This window comes from Microbacterium algeriense (genome assembly GCF_008868005.1).
Taxonomy (GTDB): domain Bacteria; phylum Actinomycetota; class Actinomycetes; order Actinomycetales; family Microbacteriaceae; genus Microbacterium; species Microbacterium algeriense.
Genome location: NZ_WAAO01000001.1, coordinates 620619 through 638130, shown reverse-complemented (window position 1 = coordinate 638130; position 17512 = coordinate 620619). Strand labels below are relative to the sequence as shown.

General features: G+C 69.5%; 19 protein-coding genes. 10 read left to right on the top strand and 9 right to left on the bottom strand.

The genetic code is table 11. The features are described 5' to 3' along the window. The first annotated feature begins 95 nt into the window (after window positions 1–95). Window positions 96–287 (top strand): hypothetical protein, encoded by a 192-nt coding sequence (locus F6A08_RS03055; RefSeq protein WP_225855713.1) that lies wholly within the window; start codon window positions 96–98, stop codon window positions 285–287. A 162-nt stretch (window positions 288–449) separates the two neighbouring features. Here F6A08_RS03055 and F6A08_RS03050 read toward each other — a convergent pair whose 3' ends face one another. From F6A08_RS03050 to F6A08_RS03035, 4 genes are all read right to left on the bottom strand, one after another. Further along, window positions 450–1451: an ABC transporter substrate-binding protein gene (locus F6A08_RS03050; RefSeq protein WP_151458581.1), complete on the bottom strand. Its 1002-nt coding sequence runs from the start codon at window positions 1449–1451 to the stop codon at window positions 450–452. Window positions 1452–1591: 140 nt separating this feature from the next. After that, the gene (locus F6A08_RS03045) at window positions 1592–2626 is read right to left on the bottom strand and encodes an ABC transporter permease (protein ID WP_017203360.1); all 1035 of its coding nucleotides are present in this window, start codon (window positions 2624–2626) and stop codon (window positions 1592–1594) included. Next, the gene (locus tag F6A08_RS03040) at window positions 2626–4128 is read right to left on the bottom strand and encodes a sugar ABC transporter ATP-binding protein (RefSeq protein ID WP_017203361.1); all 1503 of its coding nucleotides are present in this window, start codon (window positions 4126–4128) and stop codon (window positions 2626–2628) included. Before F6A08_RS03040 ends, F6A08_RS03045 begins: the two co-directional genes overlap by 1 nt. 177 nt (window positions 4129–4305) lie before the next feature. Beyond that, a complete protein-coding gene (locus F6A08_RS03035; RefSeq protein ID WP_151458580.1) occupies window positions 4306–5175 on the bottom strand; it encodes a sugar phosphate isomerase/epimerase family protein in 870 nt (289 codons plus the stop codon). A 188-nt stretch (window positions 5176–5363) separates the two neighbouring features. Here F6A08_RS03035 and F6A08_RS03030 point away from each other — a divergent pair, with 188 nt between their 5' ends. Then, the gene (locus tag F6A08_RS03030; protein ID WP_151458579.1) at window positions 5364–6365 is read left to right on the top strand and encodes a LacI family DNA-binding transcriptional regulator; all 1002 of its coding nucleotides are present in this window, start codon (window positions 5364–5366) and stop codon (window positions 6363–6365) included. 9 nt (window positions 6366–6374) lie between these two features. On the opposite strand, the gene F6A08_RS03025 is transcribed toward F6A08_RS03030, so the two are convergent. From F6A08_RS03025 to F6A08_RS03015, 3 genes are read right to left on the bottom strand one after another with little or no spacing between them, the layout of a single operon-like run. Beyond that, complete coding sequence (locus F6A08_RS03025) at window positions 6375–6794, bottom strand: RbsD/FucU family protein (RefSeq protein ID WP_151458578.1); 420 nt, start codon at window positions 6792–6794, stop codon at window positions 6375–6377. A 29-nt stretch (window positions 6795–6823) separates the two neighbouring features. Then, on the bottom strand, window positions 6824–7792 hold the full coding sequence (locus F6A08_RS03020) for an aldo/keto reductase (protein ID WP_151458577.1): 969 nt from the start codon (window positions 7790–7792) through the stop codon (window positions 6824–6826). Further along, complete coding sequence (locus tag F6A08_RS03015) at window positions 7779–9074, bottom strand: L-fuconate dehydratase (protein ID WP_151458576.1); 1296 nt, start codon at window positions 9072–9074, stop codon at window positions 7779–7781. Before F6A08_RS03015 ends, F6A08_RS03020 begins: the two co-directional genes overlap by 14 nt. A 123-nt stretch (window positions 9075–9197) precedes the next feature. On the opposite strand from F6A08_RS03015, the gene F6A08_RS03010 reads away from it, so the two are divergent. Next, complete coding sequence (locus F6A08_RS03010) at window positions 9198–10058, top strand: fumarylacetoacetate hydrolase family protein (RefSeq protein ID WP_151458575.1); 861 nt, start codon at window positions 9198–9200, stop codon at window positions 10056–10058. Then, window positions 10055–10825: an SDR family NAD(P)-dependent oxidoreductase gene (locus tag F6A08_RS03005; protein WP_017203368.1), complete on the top strand. Its 771-nt coding sequence runs from the start codon at window positions 10055–10057 to the stop codon at window positions 10823–10825. The genes F6A08_RS03010 and F6A08_RS03005 overlap by 4 nt, the downstream gene beginning before the upstream one ends. Window positions 10826–11059: 234 nt before the next feature. Here F6A08_RS03005 and F6A08_RS03000 read toward each other — a convergent pair whose 3' ends face one another. Further along, window positions 11060–12016: an amidohydrolase family protein gene (locus F6A08_RS03000; protein ID WP_151458574.1), complete on the bottom strand. Its 957-nt coding sequence runs from the start codon at window positions 12014–12016 to the stop codon at window positions 11060–11062. A 48-nt stretch (window positions 12017–12064) separates the two neighbouring features. Between F6A08_RS03000 and F6A08_RS02995 the strand changes: the two genes are divergently transcribed. After that, the gene (locus F6A08_RS02995; protein WP_151458573.1) at window positions 12065–12742 is read left to right on the top strand and encodes a FadR/GntR family transcriptional regulator; all 678 of its coding nucleotides are present in this window, start codon (window positions 12065–12067) and stop codon (window positions 12740–12742) included. Window positions 12743–12745: 3 nt separating this feature from the next. Here F6A08_RS02995 and F6A08_RS02990 read toward each other — a convergent pair whose 3' ends face one another. Further along, the gene (locus F6A08_RS02990) at window positions 12746–13408 is read right to left on the bottom strand and encodes a transaldolase family protein (RefSeq protein WP_151458572.1); all 663 of its coding nucleotides are present in this window, start codon (window positions 13406–13408) and stop codon (window positions 12746–12748) included. Window positions 13409–13526: 118 nt separating this feature from the next. On the opposite strand from F6A08_RS02990, the gene F6A08_RS02985 reads away from it, so the two are divergent. The 5 genes from F6A08_RS02985 (at window position 13527) to F6A08_RS02965 (ending at window position 17499) form a co-directional block, all read left to right on the top strand. Next, entirely contained in the window at window positions 13527–14492 is a 966-nt protein-coding gene (locus tag F6A08_RS02985) for a ribokinase (protein ID WP_151458571.1), read from the top strand. A gap of 22 nt (window positions 14493–14514) precedes the next feature. Further along, the gene (gene rbsD, locus F6A08_RS02980) at window positions 14515–14919 is read left to right on the top strand and encodes a D-ribose pyranase (RefSeq protein WP_151458570.1); all 405 of its coding nucleotides are present in this window, start codon (window positions 14515–14517) and stop codon (window positions 14917–14919) included. Continuing rightward, complete coding sequence (locus F6A08_RS02975) at window positions 14919–15731, top strand: GntR family transcriptional regulator (RefSeq protein ID WP_151458569.1); 813 nt, start codon at window positions 14919–14921, stop codon at window positions 15729–15731. The genes rbsD and F6A08_RS02975 overlap by 1 nt, the downstream gene beginning before the upstream one ends. Before the next feature lie 24 nt (window positions 15732–15755). Further along, complete coding sequence (locus F6A08_RS02970) at window positions 15756–16814, top strand: PLP-dependent cysteine synthase family protein (protein ID WP_151458568.1); 1059 nt, start codon at window positions 15756–15758, stop codon at window positions 16812–16814. 169 nt (window positions 16815–16983) lie between these two features. After that, window positions 16984–17499 (top strand): glycine cleavage system transcriptional repressor, encoded by a 516-nt coding sequence (locus F6A08_RS02965; protein WP_017203376.1) that lies wholly within the window; start codon window positions 16984–16986, stop codon window positions 17497–17499. The last annotated feature ends 13 nt before the right edge of the window (window positions 17500–17512 follow it).

Here is a 17512-nt window from a genome sequence, read left to right as displayed (position 1 = left end):
GTCGTTACGAGGAGATTCACCATGCGTGTACCAAATACGCTCGCCCCGCCGCTGACAGCGTCACCATCGTGAATTGCACACGGTAGGTGATCCGGATGAATTCGTTTCTTGGCCGACTGATCATCAACCTGCTGATCGCGCTCTTCATCCTGCTGGTGCCGCTGCTGTCCGGCAACCCGATCACGTGGTGGAACGTCGGAGGTGCCATCGCAGTCGCAATCGTCACCTTCGTCACACGGAACTGGTACACGAAGCCCCGCCGCCACACCGACGAGCAGGACCGCTAACCCCGTCCCCCAGCGCCGAGTGCACGGCCTCGCGTCGAGTGCACGGCTTCCCCGCGCGAGGATCCCGTGCACTCGGCGAGTTCCCGTACGTTCGGCGAACGCGCGCGACGCGGGACGCACGACGAAGCCCCCCACCGGGAGGTGAGGGGCTTCGGCGGGGTGTCACTCGTAGAGGACTGCGGCGATCTTGTCGTCCTCGAGGTTGTTCTTGTCGTACCAGTAGGAACCGGTGTCGTAGAACTCGTCGACCTCGTCGCCGTTGGCCGCGTCGTAGGCCGCCTGCACGACCTGGGCGCCGATGCCGATCGGGTCCTGCGTGATGGCGCCGGCCATCGTGCCGTCCTTGATGGCGTTGATCTGGGCTGCACCGGAGTCGAAGCCGACGATGGTGATCTTGCCCTTCTCGAGACCGAGCTCGTTCACGGCGTTCACGACGCCGATGGCCGAGCCCTCGTTCGTGCCGTAGATGCCCTTGAGGTCGGGGTGGGCCGCGATGATCGTCTTCGCGATGTCCGCCGACTTCAGGTGGTCGCCGTCACCGTACTGGATGTCGACGATCTTGATGTCGGGGTAGTCCGCCTCGATCTTCTCCACGAAGCCGTCGCGACGCTCGACACCGGTCGAGTTGATCTGCGAGTGTCCGACGATCGCGACCTCGCCCTCGCCGCCGATCAGGTCGGCCATGTGCTCGGCCGCGAGCGCGCCGGCGACCTTGCTGTCGGTCGCGGCGAGGCTGAGCCCGACATCGCCGTTGCACGGGGCGTCGAAGTACACGACGGGGATGTCCTTCGACTTCGCCTGCTCGAGCGGGGCGACGCACGCCTCGGGGTCGAGGGCGGCGTAGGCGATGGCATCCGGGTTCTTGTCGATCGCGGCGGTCAGCATCTCCAGCTGCTGCGCGATCTCGGTCTCGGCGGCCGGACCCTCGAAGGTGATTCGGACGCCGAGCTCGTCGGCCTTCTCCTCGGCGCCCTTCTTGACGGCCTGCCAGAACTGGTGCTGGAAGCCCTTCGAGACGAGGGCGATGTACATCTCGCCGTCGCCGCTGCCGCCGTCTCCGCCGGATCCTTCTTCGATCACGTCACCGCCGCCGGCACAGCCGGCGAACACCAGCGCGGATGCGGCCATGAGTGCCGCGAATGCGGTCTTCTTGCCGAATTTCATGGAAACTCCATTGTTCTCTGTGTGGGTGCCGGCCAGGACCGGCGGGGTGGACATTCCTGGTGCCTTGCGGATCGCTCCGCTGTTTCCGGACGGGTCCGGGTGGGGCGGCGGTCGGCACGGGTTTCGCCGCCGCCCGCGTCTCAGGTGCGCTGCCGGTTGCGCAGCGAGTCGAGGAAGACCGCCAGCAGCACGACGACGCCGACGACGATGTTCTGCCACTCGGGCTGGATCGACATGATCCGCAGACCGTTGACGAGCACGCTCATGATGAGCGCGCCGATCACGGTGCCGAGGATCGAGCCGCGTCCGCCGAGCAGCGAGGTGCCGCCGATGATCACGGCCGCGATGGCCTGCAGCTCGTACCCGGTGCCGATCTGCGGCTGGGCGGAGTCGAGGCGGGCGGCGATCACGATGCCCGCGATGCCGGTGAAGGCTCCGGCGAACATGTAGATCAGGATCGTCCAGCGCCGGGTGTTGACGCCGGAGAGGCGCGTGGCCTCCTCGTTCGATCCGATCGCGAAGGTGTACCGGCCCAGCAGGGTCTTCGACAGCACGAGCCAGGCCACGATCGCGAGCGCCGCGGTGATGAGCACGGCGTTCGGGATGCCGGGGATGATCACACCGAGGGCGATCTTCTTGAAGTCGGGAGCCGACGTCGAGAAGTAGATGGGCGCCACGTTCGAGATCACGAGAGCGAGACCGCCGGCGATCATCATCATCGCCAGCGTCGCGATGAACGGGGGCAGCCGCAGGAAGGTGATGTTGACGCCGTTGACCAGCCCCATGAGCACGCCGGTCGCGATGCCGCCGATCACGCCCATCCAGACGGGCAGTCCGAGGTTCGTGACGATCACGCCGGTCATCACGGCGCAGAGCGCCATGCCGGTGCCGATCGACAGGTCGATGCCGCCGGTGATGATGACGAACGTCGTGCCGAGGGCGAGGATGCCGATGACCGCGGTCGACAGCAGCACCGTGGCGATGTTGCTGAAGGTGAAGAAGTTGGGGCTGGCGATCGAGAAGAAGATCACCAGCACGATCAGGGTGCCGAACGCGAGCGACTGCTGGAACTGGCGCTTGAGGAACCCGGCGACGTCGCGCTTGTCGGTGTCCTCATTGACGGCCGTCTGGATGATCGTCGTCGTCGACGATCCGGACTGCTGTGGGGTGCTCATCAGTCTTCCTCCCCGTGGGCTGCGAGTTGCATGATCTTCTCCTGGCTGGCTTCCTCGTTGCGGAGCGTCCCGGTGATGCGCCCGTTCGCGAACACGGCGATGCGGTTCGCGACACGGAGGATCTCGGGGAGCTCCGACGAGATGACGATGATGGACTTGCCCGCGTCGGCGAGCTGCTGCATGAGGCGGTAGATCTCTTCCTTCGCACCGACGTCGATGCCGCGGGTCGGCTCGTCGAAGATGAGGATGTCGCAGTCGCGCATCAGCCAGCGGGCGATGACGACCTTCTGCTGGTTCCCTCCGGAGAGGAGCTTGACGACCTGGTTGACCGAGGGCGTCTTCACCCGCAGCTGCTGCACGTACTCCTTGGTGCGGTTCTTGGCCTTGCTGTCGCCCATCCAGCCGATCGCGTTGGCATAGGAGCCGAGCGAGGCGAGCACGGTGTTGAACGTGACGTCCTGCTCGAGCATCAGGCCGAGCAGTTTGCGGTCCTCGGACAGGTAGCCGACGCCGTGCTTGACCGCGTCCGCGGGCTGGGCGATCCGGGCCGCGCGGCCGGCGATCGTGATGGTTCCGCCGTCGCGGTGGTCGGCGCCGATCACGGCACGGGCGGTCTCGGTGCGCCCCGCCCCCATGAGACCGGCGAAGCCGAGGATCTCTCCCCTGTGCAGCTGGAAGGACACATCCTTGAGCAGGGTCTTCGTGGACAGCCCCTGCACGTCGAGCACGATCGGATCGTTGAGGTGCTCGCGGGCTTCGGGGCGGGTGGCCTCGTCGATCGCACGCCCGACCATCATCTCGATGATCGTCGGGATGGTGATCTCGGACCTGTCGAGTGATCCGATGTATGTGCCGTCGCGGAGCACGGTCACCCGGTCGGCGAGGCGACGCAACTCGTCCATGCGGTGCGAGATGTAGACGATGCCGGTGCCCCGCGCCTTGAGCTGCTCGATGAGCACGAACAGGGTCTCGACCTCGGTGTCGGTGAGGGCCGAGGTGGGCTCGTCCATGATGAGCACCTTGGCGTTGAAGGACAGGGCCTTGGCGATCTCGACCATCTGCTGCTCGGCCACGGTCAGCTCGCCGACGCGCTGTCGCGGGTCGAGGTGGATGTCGAGGCGCTGCAGCAGCTCGGCCGTCTGGCGGTTGAGCTTCCGCTCCGACAGGAACGGGCCCGTCGTCGGCTCGCGCCCCACGTAGATGTTCTGCGCCACGGTCAGATCGGGCATCAGGTTGAGCTCCTGATGGATGATCGTGATGCCGAGCTCCTGCGCCTGCAACGGGCTGGTGAGCTCGACCTCCCGGCCCTCGAACGTGATGGTGCCCTCGTCCTTGGTGTAGATCCCGGAGAGGATCTTCATCAGGGTTGACTTGCCGGCACCGTTCTCACCCACGAGCACGAGCACCTCGCCGGCGCGCACCTCGAGGTGCACGTCCTTCAGCGCCTGGACGCCGGGGAAACCCTTGCTGATCCCCTCGACCCTCAGGATGGGTCCACTCATGCGCTCACCTGCTTCCTTGAAGGTTCTGTCGCGAATCCGGCGGATCGTCCCGCCGTAAACATCGGATCAATTCTGCGACCTGCACCCGGGTCAGTGCAAGTTGTATCTAAATGTATCTAAGGATGGGCGGCGACGGAAGACCTGTAATAACATCTTGATCTCAACCGCCCGATCGGCTCAATGCAGCCGGATGGAATCGACCGCGACGAGCTTGTCCCTGATGTAGGCGTTGGCGTGCGCCCCGAGTTCGTCGTTGTCCGACCAGAGGTTCCGCCAGATGCCGAGCATGCGGCTGAGGTCGGGGGCGACCACCGCCGAGGAGAACGACTCGAACACGATGGGGCCGTCGTAGCCGATGCGACCGAGGGCCTTGAAGAACGTGTCGAAGTCGACGGTTCCGGTGCCGAGGTACCCGCGGTGGCTCTCCCCGATGTGCACGTAACGCAGCGCTGGAGCGGCGTCGAGCACGGGCGCGAACATATCCGACTCCTCGATGTTCATGTGGTACGTGTCGAGGTGGATGCCGAGGTTCGGCCGATCGACCTCGGCGAGGTACGCGAGCGCCTGGCGCGCCGTGTTCAGCACATTGGTCTCGTAGCGGTTGACGACCTCGAGCGAGACGGAGACCCCGCGTTCGGCGGCATGGTCGGCCACCCGGGCGATCGTCCGGCGGCTGGACGCGAGTCCCTCCGCGGTCGCCGGCTGCATGTACTTCTTCATGGCGCTGTAGATCACGCCGCAGAAGTGCGTGCCGCCGAGTTCGGCGAGCACGTCCACCGCGCGGAGCAGGAGCGCCTCGCCCGCGGCGACGGTCTCCGGATCGCCGCTCGTGATGTCGGTGGACTCGGACAGACCGAGCGACGCGCTGACCGCGAGGTCGTGCTCGGCGAGAGCAATCTTCGCGGCGGCGACATCGAAGGAGAACGGGTCCATCAGCGGGAACTCGATGAGGTCGAATCCCGCCTGCTTCGTCTTCTCCACCGCGAGCCGGATGCCGTCGGCGTCGAAGCTCCCGGTCCAGACGAGTCCGTGGCAGCCGATGTTCATGAGCGCTCCTCCGGCGGGTGTCCGGCACCGTCGCCGCGCGGACTTGGCACGTTACAAGCCCGGTGTGCGAGTCACGCTACGTCGCCATCCGCCGGGGTGTCAAGAACTTTCTTGGCACGTTACAACTCCTCCGCTAGCCTGGGCCTCATCCGGCCGCGCGCCTGCGGTCCCATCGCCGAAGGAGGCCCATGTCCGCGAGCGTGAAGGATGTCGCGGCTCTCGCGGGGGTCTCGGCATCGACCGTGTCGAACTACCTCAACCACCCGCACGTCCTCGGCGCCGCCAGCCGCGAGCGGGTGCGGGCGGCGATCGCCGAGCTCGGCTTCGTGCCGAACGAGTCGGCCCGCCAGCTCCGCGCGGGATCGAGCAAGGCCCTCGCCCTCATCCTCCTCGATGCCTGGCTGCCCTACTTCAACGACCTGTCCCGTGGCGTCGACGACGTGGCCCGTGAGGGCGGCTGGTCGCTCTTCTTCAGCGACAGCGCCCGCGATGCCGCTCGCGAAGAGCAGAACATCGACATGTTCGAGGCCCACCGGGTGCAGGGCATCGTGATCTACCCGCATGGAGACGTCGTGCCCCGGCTGGAACAACTCGCGACCCGCGGGATCCGCGCGGTGGTCGTCGGCCCCATCCGTGATTCGCCCTCGGTCGCCGCGGTCACCTTCGACGACCGCGGCGGCGGACGGCTCGCCGGCGAGCACCTGGTCTCCCTCGGCCGTCGCCGCATCCTGTTCCTCGGAGCCCCGGCGGTGAGCCAGTCGAACGACCGGCTGGCGGGCCTGCAGGACGCCGTGGCGGGGACCGCCGCCCGCGTCTCCGTCCTCGACGTCGAGCATCTGACGACGGAAGACGGCCTCCGTGCCGGGGCGCACCTGGCGGAGCTTCCGGCGGAGGAGCGCCCGGACGCGGTCTTCGCCGCGAACGACGGTGTGGCCCTCGGTGTGCTGACACAGCTGCTCCGCCACGGCATCCGGGTGCCGGAGGAGATCGCCCTCGTCGGCTTCGACGACGTGGCTGCCGCACACCAGGGCGTGGTGCCGCTGACGAGCGTCCGGCAGCCCGGCTACGAGATCGGTCGCGCCGCCGGGGCCGCGCTGCTGCAGCTCCTCGCCGATCCGACCGCCGCGCCTCCGGCACCCACGCCGTTCCCCGCCGAGCTCATCGTGCGGGAGTCGACCGTCGGGCGCTGAACCCCCGGGTCAGGCCGAGGGGTGGCCGACGACGCCCTTCCGGAGCAGCGCGTTGCCGTACTTGCGGGTCTCTCCCGTGCGCACCATGAGATACGCCTCCTTCGCGACCTCGTAGTACGCGAAGCGGTCGACGAAGCGGGTCGTGTCCAGCTCCGTGCCCGCCGCGGCCATGAGCTCGTGCTGCACGTCGAGCACCTCGCCGTCGGCGGAGGTCATCAGATCGATGCCGGGGGCGTCGTCGAGCGGGAGCACCGTGCGGATCGCGGCCACGACCTCCGGCGTCGTGGTTCCGGGGAGGTCGACCACCCGTGCGCCCAGTCCCCACGCGGGGAAATGCGCATCGGCGACCACGACGGCGTCGGAGTGGCCCATCCGGTCGAGATGCAGCAGCAGCTCCCCGGTCAGCAGCGGGTGGATTCCTTCGAGCACGGGGGGCTCCTCTCGGTCGGGGACGCGGGTCAGGACGCGGGGATCAGGCCTTCGGCGGCGAGGTTCTCCCACAGCGCCGAGGGGATCTCCAAGGCAGCGTACTCGGCGTTCTGCCGGAGCTGCGCCGGACGGCTGCCCCCGACGACCACCGAGCGTACGACCTCGGACTGCAGCGGGAACCGGATCGCGGCGGCCGGCAGGGGCACGTCGTGATCGGCGCACACCGCGGCGATGCGCACGAGCCGATCCCACAGCTCGTCGGGCAGCTGCCCGTACTCGTAGCGGCCGTCGCGGCGGGGTTCGCTCGAGGCCAGCAGGCCGGAGTTGAACACGGACGCCGCGACGACCCCGGTCCCGGTCTCGCGGCAGGCGGGGAGCACGTCGACCGCGGCCGGCTGCTCCAGCAGCGTGTAGCGACCGGCCACCATGATCAGGTCGAGGTCCGCCGAGCGAACGGACGCCGCCAGGGCTTCCGACACCATCGAGCCGATGCCGATCGCGGTCACCGCGCCGTCCGCGCGCAGCTGCTCAAGCGCGGGAAGGGCTTCGGCGAGCGCGAGGTCGAGGTCGTGCCGCTCCGGGTCGTGCAGATAGAGCAGGTCGATGCGCTCGATGCCCAGCCGCTCGCGCGACTCCTCCAGGCTCGTGCGGATGCCGTCCGCCGAGAAGTCCCAGACGCGCCTGAGGTCGTCCGGCACGTGGAAGTCGTTCGCGGTGTCGAGGCCGCCGTCATGATCGGGGTTCGAGCGCAGCAGGCGGCCGACCTTGGTCGAGAGCACGTACTCGTCGCGCGGCTTGGTCTGCAGGAAGGCTCCGAGTCGGCGCTCGGAGAGCCCGAGGCCGTAGTGCGGAGCCGTGTCGTAGAAGCGGATTCCGCTCTCCCAAGCCGCCTCCAGGACGGCCCAGGCGTCGTCGTCGGTCAGTTCGCGGAAGAGGTTGCCGACGTTCGCGGCGCCGTAGCCGAGCGTGGGGACCGGCAGACGATCAGACGGTGACATGCGCACCCGTCCAGGTGTACTCCGCGATGCTCTCGGCCTTCATCTCCATGCCGGCGCCGGGGGCAGTCGGCGCCATGTAGGAGCCTCCTCGGATGTCGGTCGGCACGACGAAGTGCTCGTGCAGGTGGTCGACGAACTCGATCATCCGGCCCTCGCGCGTGCCGGTGACGGCGACGAAGTCGAACATCGACAGGTGCTGCACGGCCTCGCACAGGCCGACGCCGCCCGCGTGCGGGCACACCGGCACATCGAACTTGGCGGCCAGCAGCAGGTTGGCGATGTTCTCGTTGACGCCGGCGACGCGCACGGCATCGATCTGCATCACGGAGATGGCCTCCGCCTGCAGCAGCTGCTTGAAGATCACCCGGTTCTGGGCGTGCTCGCCGGTCGCGACACGGATGGGCGCGATGCCGCGGGCGATCTCGGCGTGGCCGAGCACGTCGTCGGGGCTGGTGGGCTCTTCGATCCAGGCGGGGTGGAATTCGGCGAGAGCGTTCACCCACTCGATCGCCTCCGACACCTCCCAGCGCTGGTTGGCGTCGATCGCGATCGGGAAGTCGGGGCCGCACACCTCACGCGCCTTCCGGAACCGGCGGATGTCGTCCTCCAGGTCGGCGCCCACCTTGAGCTTGATCTGCGTGAAGCCGTCGGCCATGGCCTCGCGGGCGAGCCGTTCGAGCTTCTCGTCGGAGTAGCCGAGCCAGCCGGGGCTGGTCGTGTAGCCCGGGTAGCCGGTGGCGAGGAGCTGCTGCTCCCGCTCCGCCCGACCGGGCTCCGCCGCGCGCAGGATCTCCAGCGCCTCCTCGCGGGTGAGGGCGTTGGTGAGGTAGCGGAAGTCGACGAGGTCGACGAGCTCCTCCGGCGTCATCCGGGCGAGCAGCTGCCACAGCGGCAGGCCCGCGCGCTTGGCCTTGATGTCCCACAGCGCGTTGATGACGGCGCCGATGGCCATGTGCATCACGCCCTTCTCGGGCCCCAGCCACCGCAGCTGCGAGTCGCTGATGATGTCGCGGAAGGTGCCGCCCATGTCGTCGAGCAGCGGCTCGATCTCGCGTCCGACCAGATGCCCGGCGAGCGCGTCGATCGCGGCGACCTGCACGTCGTTGCCGCGGCCGATCGTGAACACGAACGCATGCCCCTCGATGTCGTCGGGGGCGTCCGTGCGCACGATGACGTACGCCGCGGAGTAGTCGGGGTCGGGGTTCATCGCATCCGACCCGTCCAGGCTCAGGGACGTGGGGAAGCGGATGTCGGTGGTGTCGAGGGCGACGATACGGCTCACGGGTTCCTCTCCATGCACGGGTGATCTCCTCCGTGCGGATCTCTTGGAGTGTAAACATCCGATGTCTATACTGTCAACGAGACCGGCCGCGGCGTCGCGGCCGCCCGACCGATCAGGAGAAACATGAAGTTCGCGCGGCTCGGCACCCCCGGGGCGGAGATCCCCGTCCTCGTGGAGGGTGACCGCTACCTCGACCTCCGCCCGGTGACATCCGATGTGAACGGCGAATTCCTGGAGAGCGACTTCGTCGCCCAGGTCGCTGCCGCCCGCGACGCCGGGGAGCTCCCCGAGCTGCCGGACGCGGCGACGATGCGCGTCGGCGCCCCCATCGCCCGCCCGAGCGCGGTGATCTGCATCGGCATGAACTACGCCGCCCACGCGGCCGAATCCGGTTCCGAACCGCCCACCATCCCGATCCTGTTCCTCAAGACGCCGAACACGGTCGTCGGCCCGGACGACACCGTGACGATCCCGCGCGGCAGCGAGAAGACGGACTGGGAGGTCGAGCTGGGCGTCGTGATCGGCAAGCGCGCGGCCTACCTGGACTCCCCGGAGGAGTCGATGGCGCACGTGGCCGGGTTCGTCGCGGCGAACGACGTCTCCGAGCGCGACTTCCAGATGGCCGTGTCCGGCGGGCAGTGGTCCAAGGGCAAGATCGCCTTCGGGTTCAACCCCACCGGCCCCTGGCTCGTCACCCCGGACGAGGTGGACCACCAGGCGCTCGGCCTGCGCAGCTTCGTGAACGGCGAGCCGCGGCAGGACTCGAACACGAGCGACATGATCTTCACGGTCGAGCACATCGTGCACCACCTGTCGCAGTACGTGACCCTCGAGCCCGGAGACCTGATCCTCACCGGCACCCCGCAGGGCGTGGCCCTGTCCGGCAAGTACCCCTACCTGGCCGCGGGCGACGTGGTCGAGATCGAGATCGACGGCCTCGGCCGCCAGCGCCAGGAGTTCACCGCATGGAAGGCAGACAAGTGACCCTTCGACAGGCTCAGGGATCGGACACGGACGGCCTCGTGGCCATCGTCACCGGCGGCGCCTCCGGCATCGGTGCGGCGATCGCGCACCGCCTGCACGACGACGGCGTGACCGTGGCCGTGCTCGACCGCGACACGAGCAACGCCGACGAGCGCTTCGCCGCGTTCACGGCCGACGTCTCCGACCGCGCGAGCGTGGACGCCGCCGTCGCCGCCGTGGCCGAGCGCTTCGGCCGCATCGACATCGTCGTCAACAACGCCGGCATCGGGGCACAGGGCGACATCGCCGCGAACGACGACGACGAGTGGGCGCGGGTCCTCTCGATCAACGTCACGGGCATCGCGCGCGTGACCTCGGCGGCGCTGCCGTGGCTGCGGAAGTCGCCCTCCGCGGCGGTGTGCAACACGGCATCCATCGCCTCGACGACCGGACTGCCGCAGCGGGCGCTGTACTCCGCGTCGAAGGGCGCCGTGGCCGCGCTCACCCGCGCGATGGCGGCCGATCACCTGCGCGAGGGCATCCGCGTGAACGCGGTCAACCCCGGCACCGCCGACACGCCCTGGGTCGGACGACTGCTCGACTCGGCCGCCGACCCCGCCGCCGAACGCGCCGCGCTCGAGGCCCGCCAGCCGCACGGACGCCTCGTGAGCCCGGACGAGGTCGCTGCAGCCGTGGCCTACCTGGTCAGTCCGTCCGCGGGTTCGACCACGGGCACCTTCATCGAGGTCGACGGGGGCATGGCGCAGCTGCGCCTCCGCCCCGAGTGACCGCCGCTTCGACAGGCTCAGCGACCCATACCCGGTCTCTGGGCCCCTGACGCTTCGACAGGCCCAGCGACCCACCCCCTGGGTCCCTGACGCTTCGACAGGCTCAGCGACCCACCCGCTGGGCCCCTGACGCTTCGACAGGCCCAGCGACCCACCCCCTGGGCCCCTGACGCTTCGACAGGCTCAGCGACCCATACCGAGCCCCTGGGTCCCTGAGCCTGTCGAAGGGCGAACTCACTTCCCGAACAGCCGCCCGAGGAAGCCGCGACGAACCGTGTCCGCGGGTCGCTGGTCGTCGAGCCGGTAGGCGCGGCGGGCGTTGCCCCACAGGAGAGCGTCGACGTCGTGGCCCCGCTCGTCCGCCCAGGCGACGACCGCGTCCAGCCACCGCTGCCGCGCCGTGGCCTGGTACGTCGCGGACCCGTCGTCCGGCGCGTGCGGGTCGTCGTCCTCGGCCGGCCCGATCGCAGACACAGGCCAGTCGCTCCCCCACAGCAGACGCTCGACGCCGAAGGCGTCCGCAACCGCATCCAGGAACGGGGTGAGCTGCTCCCGGCTCCACCGGCCGCCCGCTTCCGCCGGCAGGCCGGACAGCTTGCAGAAGACCTCCGGGTGCTTCGCGAGCTCCTCGATGTCGCGCACCCACTCCACGGTCGGGGCGAGCGGGGCGTCCGCCGTGCCGACCTCCGGCTTGCCGAGGTGATCGAGCACCATGCGCAGTTCCGGGATCGCCCCGGCGAGACGCGCGATGTCGGGAAGCTGGTCCGCCCGCACGCACACGTCGAAGCTCCATCCGCGCGTCGCGACCTCGCGGGCGCCGGTCACGAAGGCGCTCGACATCGCCAAGCCGTCCTGGTCCCCCTGCAGGTTGTGCCGGACCCCGACGACGAGCGGATGCGTGCCGAGCTCCTCCAGGTGCGTGGCGGTGTCGATGCCGCGGTGCAGCTGCGCACCCGCGACGATGCCCACCACACCCCGTCGCTCGGCCAGGGACTCGACCCAGCGCACCTCCCCCAGGAAGTCGTCCGAGATCGTCTCGGCCTGCACGAACACGCACTCGACGCGCTCGGCGACCAGCGGGTCGCGTTCGAGCTCCGCCTCGGCGAAGCGGCGGTCGTACGGCCCGTCCAACCATGTGTAGGTCAGGAGCTCCGGGTCCCAGACGTGCAGGTGAGAGTCGAGAACGCGCATGGCCTCCATCCTGCCGCAGACATCCGATCACTGGCTAGGATGAGCGCCATGGCTGTGACTGACGAGGCGATCGAGAAGATCAAGGCGATGATCGTGTCGGGCGAGCTCGCGCCCGGCGACCGCCTCCCTCCGGAGAAGGAGCTGTCGGAGCGGCTCGGGCTGTCCCGCAACTCCATGCGCGAGGCCGTCAAGGCGCTGGAGGTCATCCGGGTCCTCGACGTGCGTCGCGGTGACGGCACCTATGTCACGAGCCTCGAACCGCATCTTCTGCTCGAGGCGATCTCGTTCGTGGTCGACATGCACGACGACGACTCCATGCTCGAGATCTTCGCCGTGCGCCGCATGCTCGAGTCCCAGGCGACCGGGCTGGCCGCGACGCTGGGCAGCGACGAGGAGATCACGGCGCTGCAGGACGAGGTGAGCGGGATCGACGCCTCGGTGAGCATCGAGGAGCTCGTGGAGCACGACATCCGCTTCCACCGGGAGATCGTCGCGATGGCGGGGAACGCCTACCTCGCGAGCCTGATCGAGCACCTGAGCAGCCAGACGGTGCGGGCGCGCGTGTGGCGGGGTCTCACCGAGGGCGGTGCGGTCGATCGCACCCTGTCGGAGCATCGCGCGATCGCTGATGCCATCGCGCAGCGCGACTCGGCTCTGGCGACATCGCTCGCCACGGCGCACATCGCCGGCGTGGAGCGGTGGCTCCGCCAGGCGGCGACCGCCTGAGGGCTAGGCGCCCAGCCGCACCATCGCCGCGTCGAACTCCGCTGCGGAGCTGTCGCTGACCTCGTGGAACAGCGCCTGCTCGATCACGTCGGGAGCCGCGGTGAAGTACGGGACTCCGGCGAGCCGCAGACCCGTGATGTCGTCCGCCGACCGCAGCGAGGCGGCGAGCACGTTCGAGCCGCTGCCCGCGCACACCTCCTGCATGCGGGCGATCACCGCGTCGCCGTCCAGGCCTGCGTCCCGCATCCGCCCGAGGTACGGGGCGATGTACGGGGCGCCGATCGAGGCGCATGCGAGTGCCTGCGCGACCGAGTACACCGCGGTGACGAGCACGGTCGCCCCGTCGCGCACGAGGGCGGAGGCCGCAGCGAACCCCGCAGCCGTCGCCGGCACCTTCACGGCGACGCGATCCCCGAGCGCGCGGATGCCCTCGGCGTTGCGGAGGAAGGACGCGGTGTCACCGCCCCAGGTCTGGAAGAACACTTCGCGTGCGCCTTCCGAGACCCACCGCGCGTACAGGTCGGGGATCTCGGAGGCGGAGCGACCACCGCGTTCCAGAATGGTCGGATTGGTGGTGACGCCGTGCACGACGCCGGCGGTCAGGAGTCGGGAGACGCGGTCGACGTCGGCGCTGTCGACATAGAGGCGGGGCGCGATCGCGGTCATCGGGGTCTCCTCGCAGGCAACCTGTCGTTACAGGTGCGGATGCGGCTAATGTAATGACAGCAGCCGCGCATTGTCAAAGCCGCCGACCCGCATGCTGTCGAGGAAGATCAGGAGCGAGATGACCCCCGCACACCCCGCCGACCGCTCCGGTGTCGTGATCGTCGGCAGCGTGACCGCCGACGTGACCACCTTCTCGGGAAGACTCCCCGCCCGCGGCGAGACCATCCTGGGCGACGAGTTCACCCTGATGCTCGGCGGCAAGGGCGCGAACCAGGCGGTCGCCGCCGGGCGCTCCGGCGCACGCACCAGCTTCGTCGGCTGCGTGGGCGATGACCTGTTCCACGACCTCGTGGTGGACGGCCTGACCGAGGCCGGCGTCGATCTCGCGCATCTGCGCACGGTCCCCGGGCCCACCGGCATCGCGCACATCCGCGTCGATGCGTCCGCGCAGAACGACATCGTGATGGTGCCGCTCGCGAATGCCGCGTTGAGCGCCGAGCAGATCGACGAGGCTCTCGCCGCCCTCGCTCCGACGACATCGGTGCTGCTCACGCAGCTGGAGACCCCGTCCGCCCTCACCGCGCACATCACCGCGCAAGCACGCGAGCACGGCATGACCGTGATCCTCGACCCCGCCCCGGCGGCGGAGCTCGACGCCGCGCTCTGGCGGAGCATCGACATCGTCACCCCCAACGAGACCGAGGCGTCGTTGATCAGCGGCATCGAGGTGACCGATGCCCTCTCGGCGGAGCGTGCAGGACGCTGGTTCCTCGATCAGGGCGTCGGCGCCGCCGTCATCACGCTCGCCGGACAGGGCTCCTGCGTCGTCACCGCCGACGGCGCCACGATCATCCCGCCCTTCCCCGTCGAGGCCGTCGACACCACCGCGGCGGGCGACGCCTACGCCGGCTACCTCGGTGCGGCGCTGGCGAACGGCAGCAGCCTGTCGGATGCCGTGCGGCTGGCCACGGCAGCGGGCGCCCTGGCCGTCACGAAGCAGGGGGCGTCGCCGAGTCTCCCGCATCGCGCCGAGGTCGAGGCCTTCCTGCACGAGCGTGCCGCGATGACCGCAGCGGCCAGCTGACCCGGCGAGAACAGGAGCACCGATGCGCAAGACGCCCACCACGATCAACCCGGCACTGTCCCGGGTGATCAGCGAGACCGGCCACACCGACCTGATCGTCGTCACCGATGCAGGCCTCCCCATCCCGCCGGGGTCCGAGCGCATCGACCTCGCCTATCGGCCGGGCGCCCCCGCCTTCCTCGACGTGCTCGACACCGTGCTCGCCGAGCTGGTCGTGGAGGGCGCGACCGTGTCCGCCGAGGTCGCCGAGAAGAGCCCGGCGGTGCTCGACGCCCTGCGGGAGCGCTTCGCCGGGATGGGGTTCGAGATCGAGCTCGTCCCGCACCGGGAGTTCAAGCAGCGCACGCACGCCGCGCGCGCCTTCGTGCGCTCCGGGGAGTTCACCCCGTACGCGAACGTGATCCTGCACGCGGGGGTGGCGTACTGATGACGACCGTCGAGGACGCGATCGACCGCCACAGCGCGGCCCCCATGTACGACCAGCTCCGGCAGCTCATCATCGACGGCATCGCCCGCGACGGCCTGCAGCCGGGCGATCCACTCCCCGGCGAGCACCGGCTCTGCGAGCGCTACGGCATCTCCCGCACAGTCGTGCGGCAGGCACTCGCCCAGCTCGAGCACGAGGGGCTCGTCGAGCGTGTGAAGGGCAAGGGCACCTTCGTCTCCCGCCCGCGCACGAGCGAGAGCCTGGTCCACACCCTCGTCGGGCTCTACGACGATGTGGAGCGGCGCGGCGGCCACGTGCACAGCGACGTTCTCCGGCACGAGCAGACCTTCGCGGACGAGGAGATCGCCCTGGCGCTGGAGGTGCCCGTCGGCTCGCCCGTGATCGCGCTGGAGCGGCTCCGGCATGTGGACGGCGAGCCCTGGTCGCTTTCGACCACGTGGATGCCGGAGGCGGTGGGTGCCGTCACGCTCGGCGCCGACCTGACCGAGGGGTCGCTCTACCGTCTGCTCGCCGACCATGACATCGTCGCGACGCACGGCGTCCGTTCAGCGGAGGCGACGGTCGCCACGCACGAACAGGCGCAGCACCTGGGAGTCAGCGCCGGTTCGGCCCTGCTGCGCCTGCGCAGCATCAGCCGCAGCGCCGACGGGACGCCGATCGAGTACTTCATCGCGTATCACCGGGGTGACCGTTCGCGCTTCGAGTTCCAGCTGCAGCAGGAACAGTCGCAGGCCTCGCTCCTGCACGTGGACGGCGCGGGAGGCGCCTCTCCCGCCGGCACCGTCGGCTGAGGCCGGCCCGGTACGCTCGAGGGCATGAGCGACTGGACCAGCACCGCGATCGCCCTGCTGGAGGCCGACGCCAACCGCAGCGCCGACACGCACCTGCACCTGTTCCCGCTGCCGCCCGAGTGGGGCATCGACCTGTACCTCAAGGACGAGTCGGTGCACCCGACCGGTTCGCTCAAGCACCGCCTCGCCCGCTCCCTGCTCCTCTACGGACTCGTGAACGGACGCATCCGGCAGGACACCACGCTGGTGGAGTCGTCGAGCGGGTCGACCGCCGTCTCCGAGGCGTACTTCGCCCGGATGCTCGGCCTGAAGTTCATCACCGTCGTCCCGCGGTCGACCGTGCAGGAGAAGATCGACCTCATCGAGTTCTACGGCGGCATTTGCCACTTCGTCGACCGCCCGGAGGACATGTCGTCCGAGGCCCAGCGTCTCGCGTCGGACTGCACCGGCCACTACCTCGACCAGTTCACGTTCGCGGAGCGCGCGACCGACTGGCGCGGCAACAACAACATCGCCGAGAGCGTTTTCAGCCAGCTCGCCCAGGAACGGCATCCGATCCCCACCTGGATCGTCACCGGTGCGGGCACCGGAGGCACCAGCGCCACGTTCGGCCGCTACGTGAAGTACCGACGGCACGACACGAAGGTCGCGGTCGTCGACCCGGAGGGCTCGGCCTTCTACGACGGCTGGGCCGGCACGGTGGACCCGCCGGTTGGACGCCCGAGCCGCATCGAGGGCATCGGCCGCCCTCGGGTCGAGCCCTCGTTCGTGCCCACCGTGATCGACGAGATGATCCAGGTGCCGGACGCGGGCTCCATCGCCGCGATCCGGCTGCTGCGCGAGCGCACCCTGCACTGGGCGGGCGGTTCCACCGGCACGAACCTCTACGGCGCGTTCCAGCTCATCGCGCGGATGCGGGCCGCGGGCGAGACCGGCAGCGTCGTGACCCTGATCTGCGACAGCGGCGTCCGCTACGCCAACACCTACTACTCCGACGAGTGGGTCGCGGCGCAGGGCTGGGACCTCGCCCCACACCGTGCCCGGCTGGAACGCTTCCTCGACTCCGGCGTCTGGACCGACTGACGCCGCCCTGGGTCCCTGAGCTTGTCGAAGGGCCCCAGGACCTGGGTCCCTGAGCTCGTCGAAGGGCCCCAGGACCTGGGTCCCTGAGCTTGTCGAAGGGCCCGACCCGCAGAACGCACACCCAGTGCCCCGAGGAGTGACCGCCGGAGGATCGGGCTACGCTGGCCGCATGACCACACTCATCCTCACCGTCGCGGGTGCAGACCGTCCCGGCCTCGTGGCCGCCGTCGCCGATGTCGTGGACGCACACGGCGGAAACTGGGAGAACAGCTCCCTGGCCGAGCTCGCCGGCACGTTCGCGGGCGTCATCGAGGTGTCGGTGCCGACGGAGCGGGCCGGAGAACTCGAGACCGCGCTGCGAGCGCTCCAGGGGCAGGGGCTGCTCACGCTCTCGGTGCTCACGGGCGCCCCGGAAGCCGCCGCCGACGACGATCGGCTGCTGGAGATCCAGGTGCTCGGGAACGACCGCCCCGGCATCGTGCGCGAGGTCTCGGGCGTGCTGAACGCGCACGCGCTCAGCATCGAGGAGCTCGCGACCGAGACGCGCGACGCGGCGATGGCCGGCGGCCGCCTGTTCGAGGCGTCGGTCACCGCGAAGGTTCCGGCGGATGTCGACCTCGACGCCCTGCGCGCCGACCTCGAGCGGATCGCGGCCGAGATCCAGGTGGACATCACGCTCGGCTGAACGGCGGCTCTGG

Coding starts and splice junctions, on each gene's coding strand:
- F6A08_RS03055 (WP_225855713.1), top strand. CDS start 96: ATGAATTCGTTTCTTGGCCGACTGATCATCAACCTGCTGATCGCGCTC.
- F6A08_RS03050 (WP_151458581.1), bottom strand. CDS start 1,451: ATGAAATTCGGCAAGAAGACCGCATTCGCGGCACTCATGGCCGCATCC.
- F6A08_RS03045 (WP_017203360.1), bottom strand. CDS start 2,626: ATGAGCACCCCACAGCAGTCCGGATCGTCGACGACGACGATCATCCAG.
- F6A08_RS03040 (WP_017203361.1), bottom strand. CDS start 4,128: ATGAGTGGACCCATCCTGAGGGTCGAGGGGATCAGCAAGGGTTTCCCC.
- F6A08_RS03035 (WP_151458580.1), bottom strand. CDS start 5,175: ATGAACATCGGCTGCCACGGACTCGTCTGGACCGGGAGCTTCGACGCC.
- F6A08_RS03030 (WP_151458579.1), top strand. CDS start 5,364: ATGTCCGCGAGCGTGAAGGATGTCGCGGCTCTCGCGGGGGTCTCGGCA.
- F6A08_RS03020 (WP_151458577.1), bottom strand. CDS start 7,792: ATGTCACCGTCTGATCGTCTGCCGGTCCCCACGCTCGGCTACGGCGCC.
- F6A08_RS03010 (WP_151458575.1), top strand. CDS start 9,198: ATGAAGTTCGCGCGGCTCGGCACCCCCGGGGCGGAGATCCCCGTCCTC.
- F6A08_RS03000 (WP_151458574.1), bottom strand. CDS start 12,016: ATGCGCGTTCTCGACTCTCACCTGCACGTCTGGGACCCGGAGCTCCTG.
- F6A08_RS02995 (WP_151458573.1), top strand. CDS start 12,065: ATGGCTGTGACTGACGAGGCGATCGAGAAGATCAAGGCGATGATCGTG.
- F6A08_RS02990 (WP_151458572.1), bottom strand. CDS start 13,408: ATGACCGCGATCGCGCCCCGCCTCTATGTCGACAGCGCCGACGTCGAC.
- F6A08_RS02985 (WP_151458571.1), top strand. CDS start 13,527: ATGACCCCCGCACACCCCGCCGACCGCTCCGGTGTCGTGATCGTCGGC.
- rbsD (WP_151458570.1), top strand. CDS start 14,515: ATGCGCAAGACGCCCACCACGATCAACCCGGCACTGTCCCGGGTGATC.
- F6A08_RS02975 (WP_151458569.1), top strand. CDS start 14,919: ATGACGACCGTCGAGGACGCGATCGACCGCCACAGCGCGGCCCCCATG.
- F6A08_RS02970 (WP_151458568.1), top strand. CDS start 15,756: ATGAGCGACTGGACCAGCACCGCGATCGCCCTGCTGGAGGCCGACGCC.
- F6A08_RS02965 (WP_017203376.1), top strand. CDS start 16,984: ATGACCACACTCATCCTCACCGTCGCGGGTGCAGACCGTCCCGGCCTC.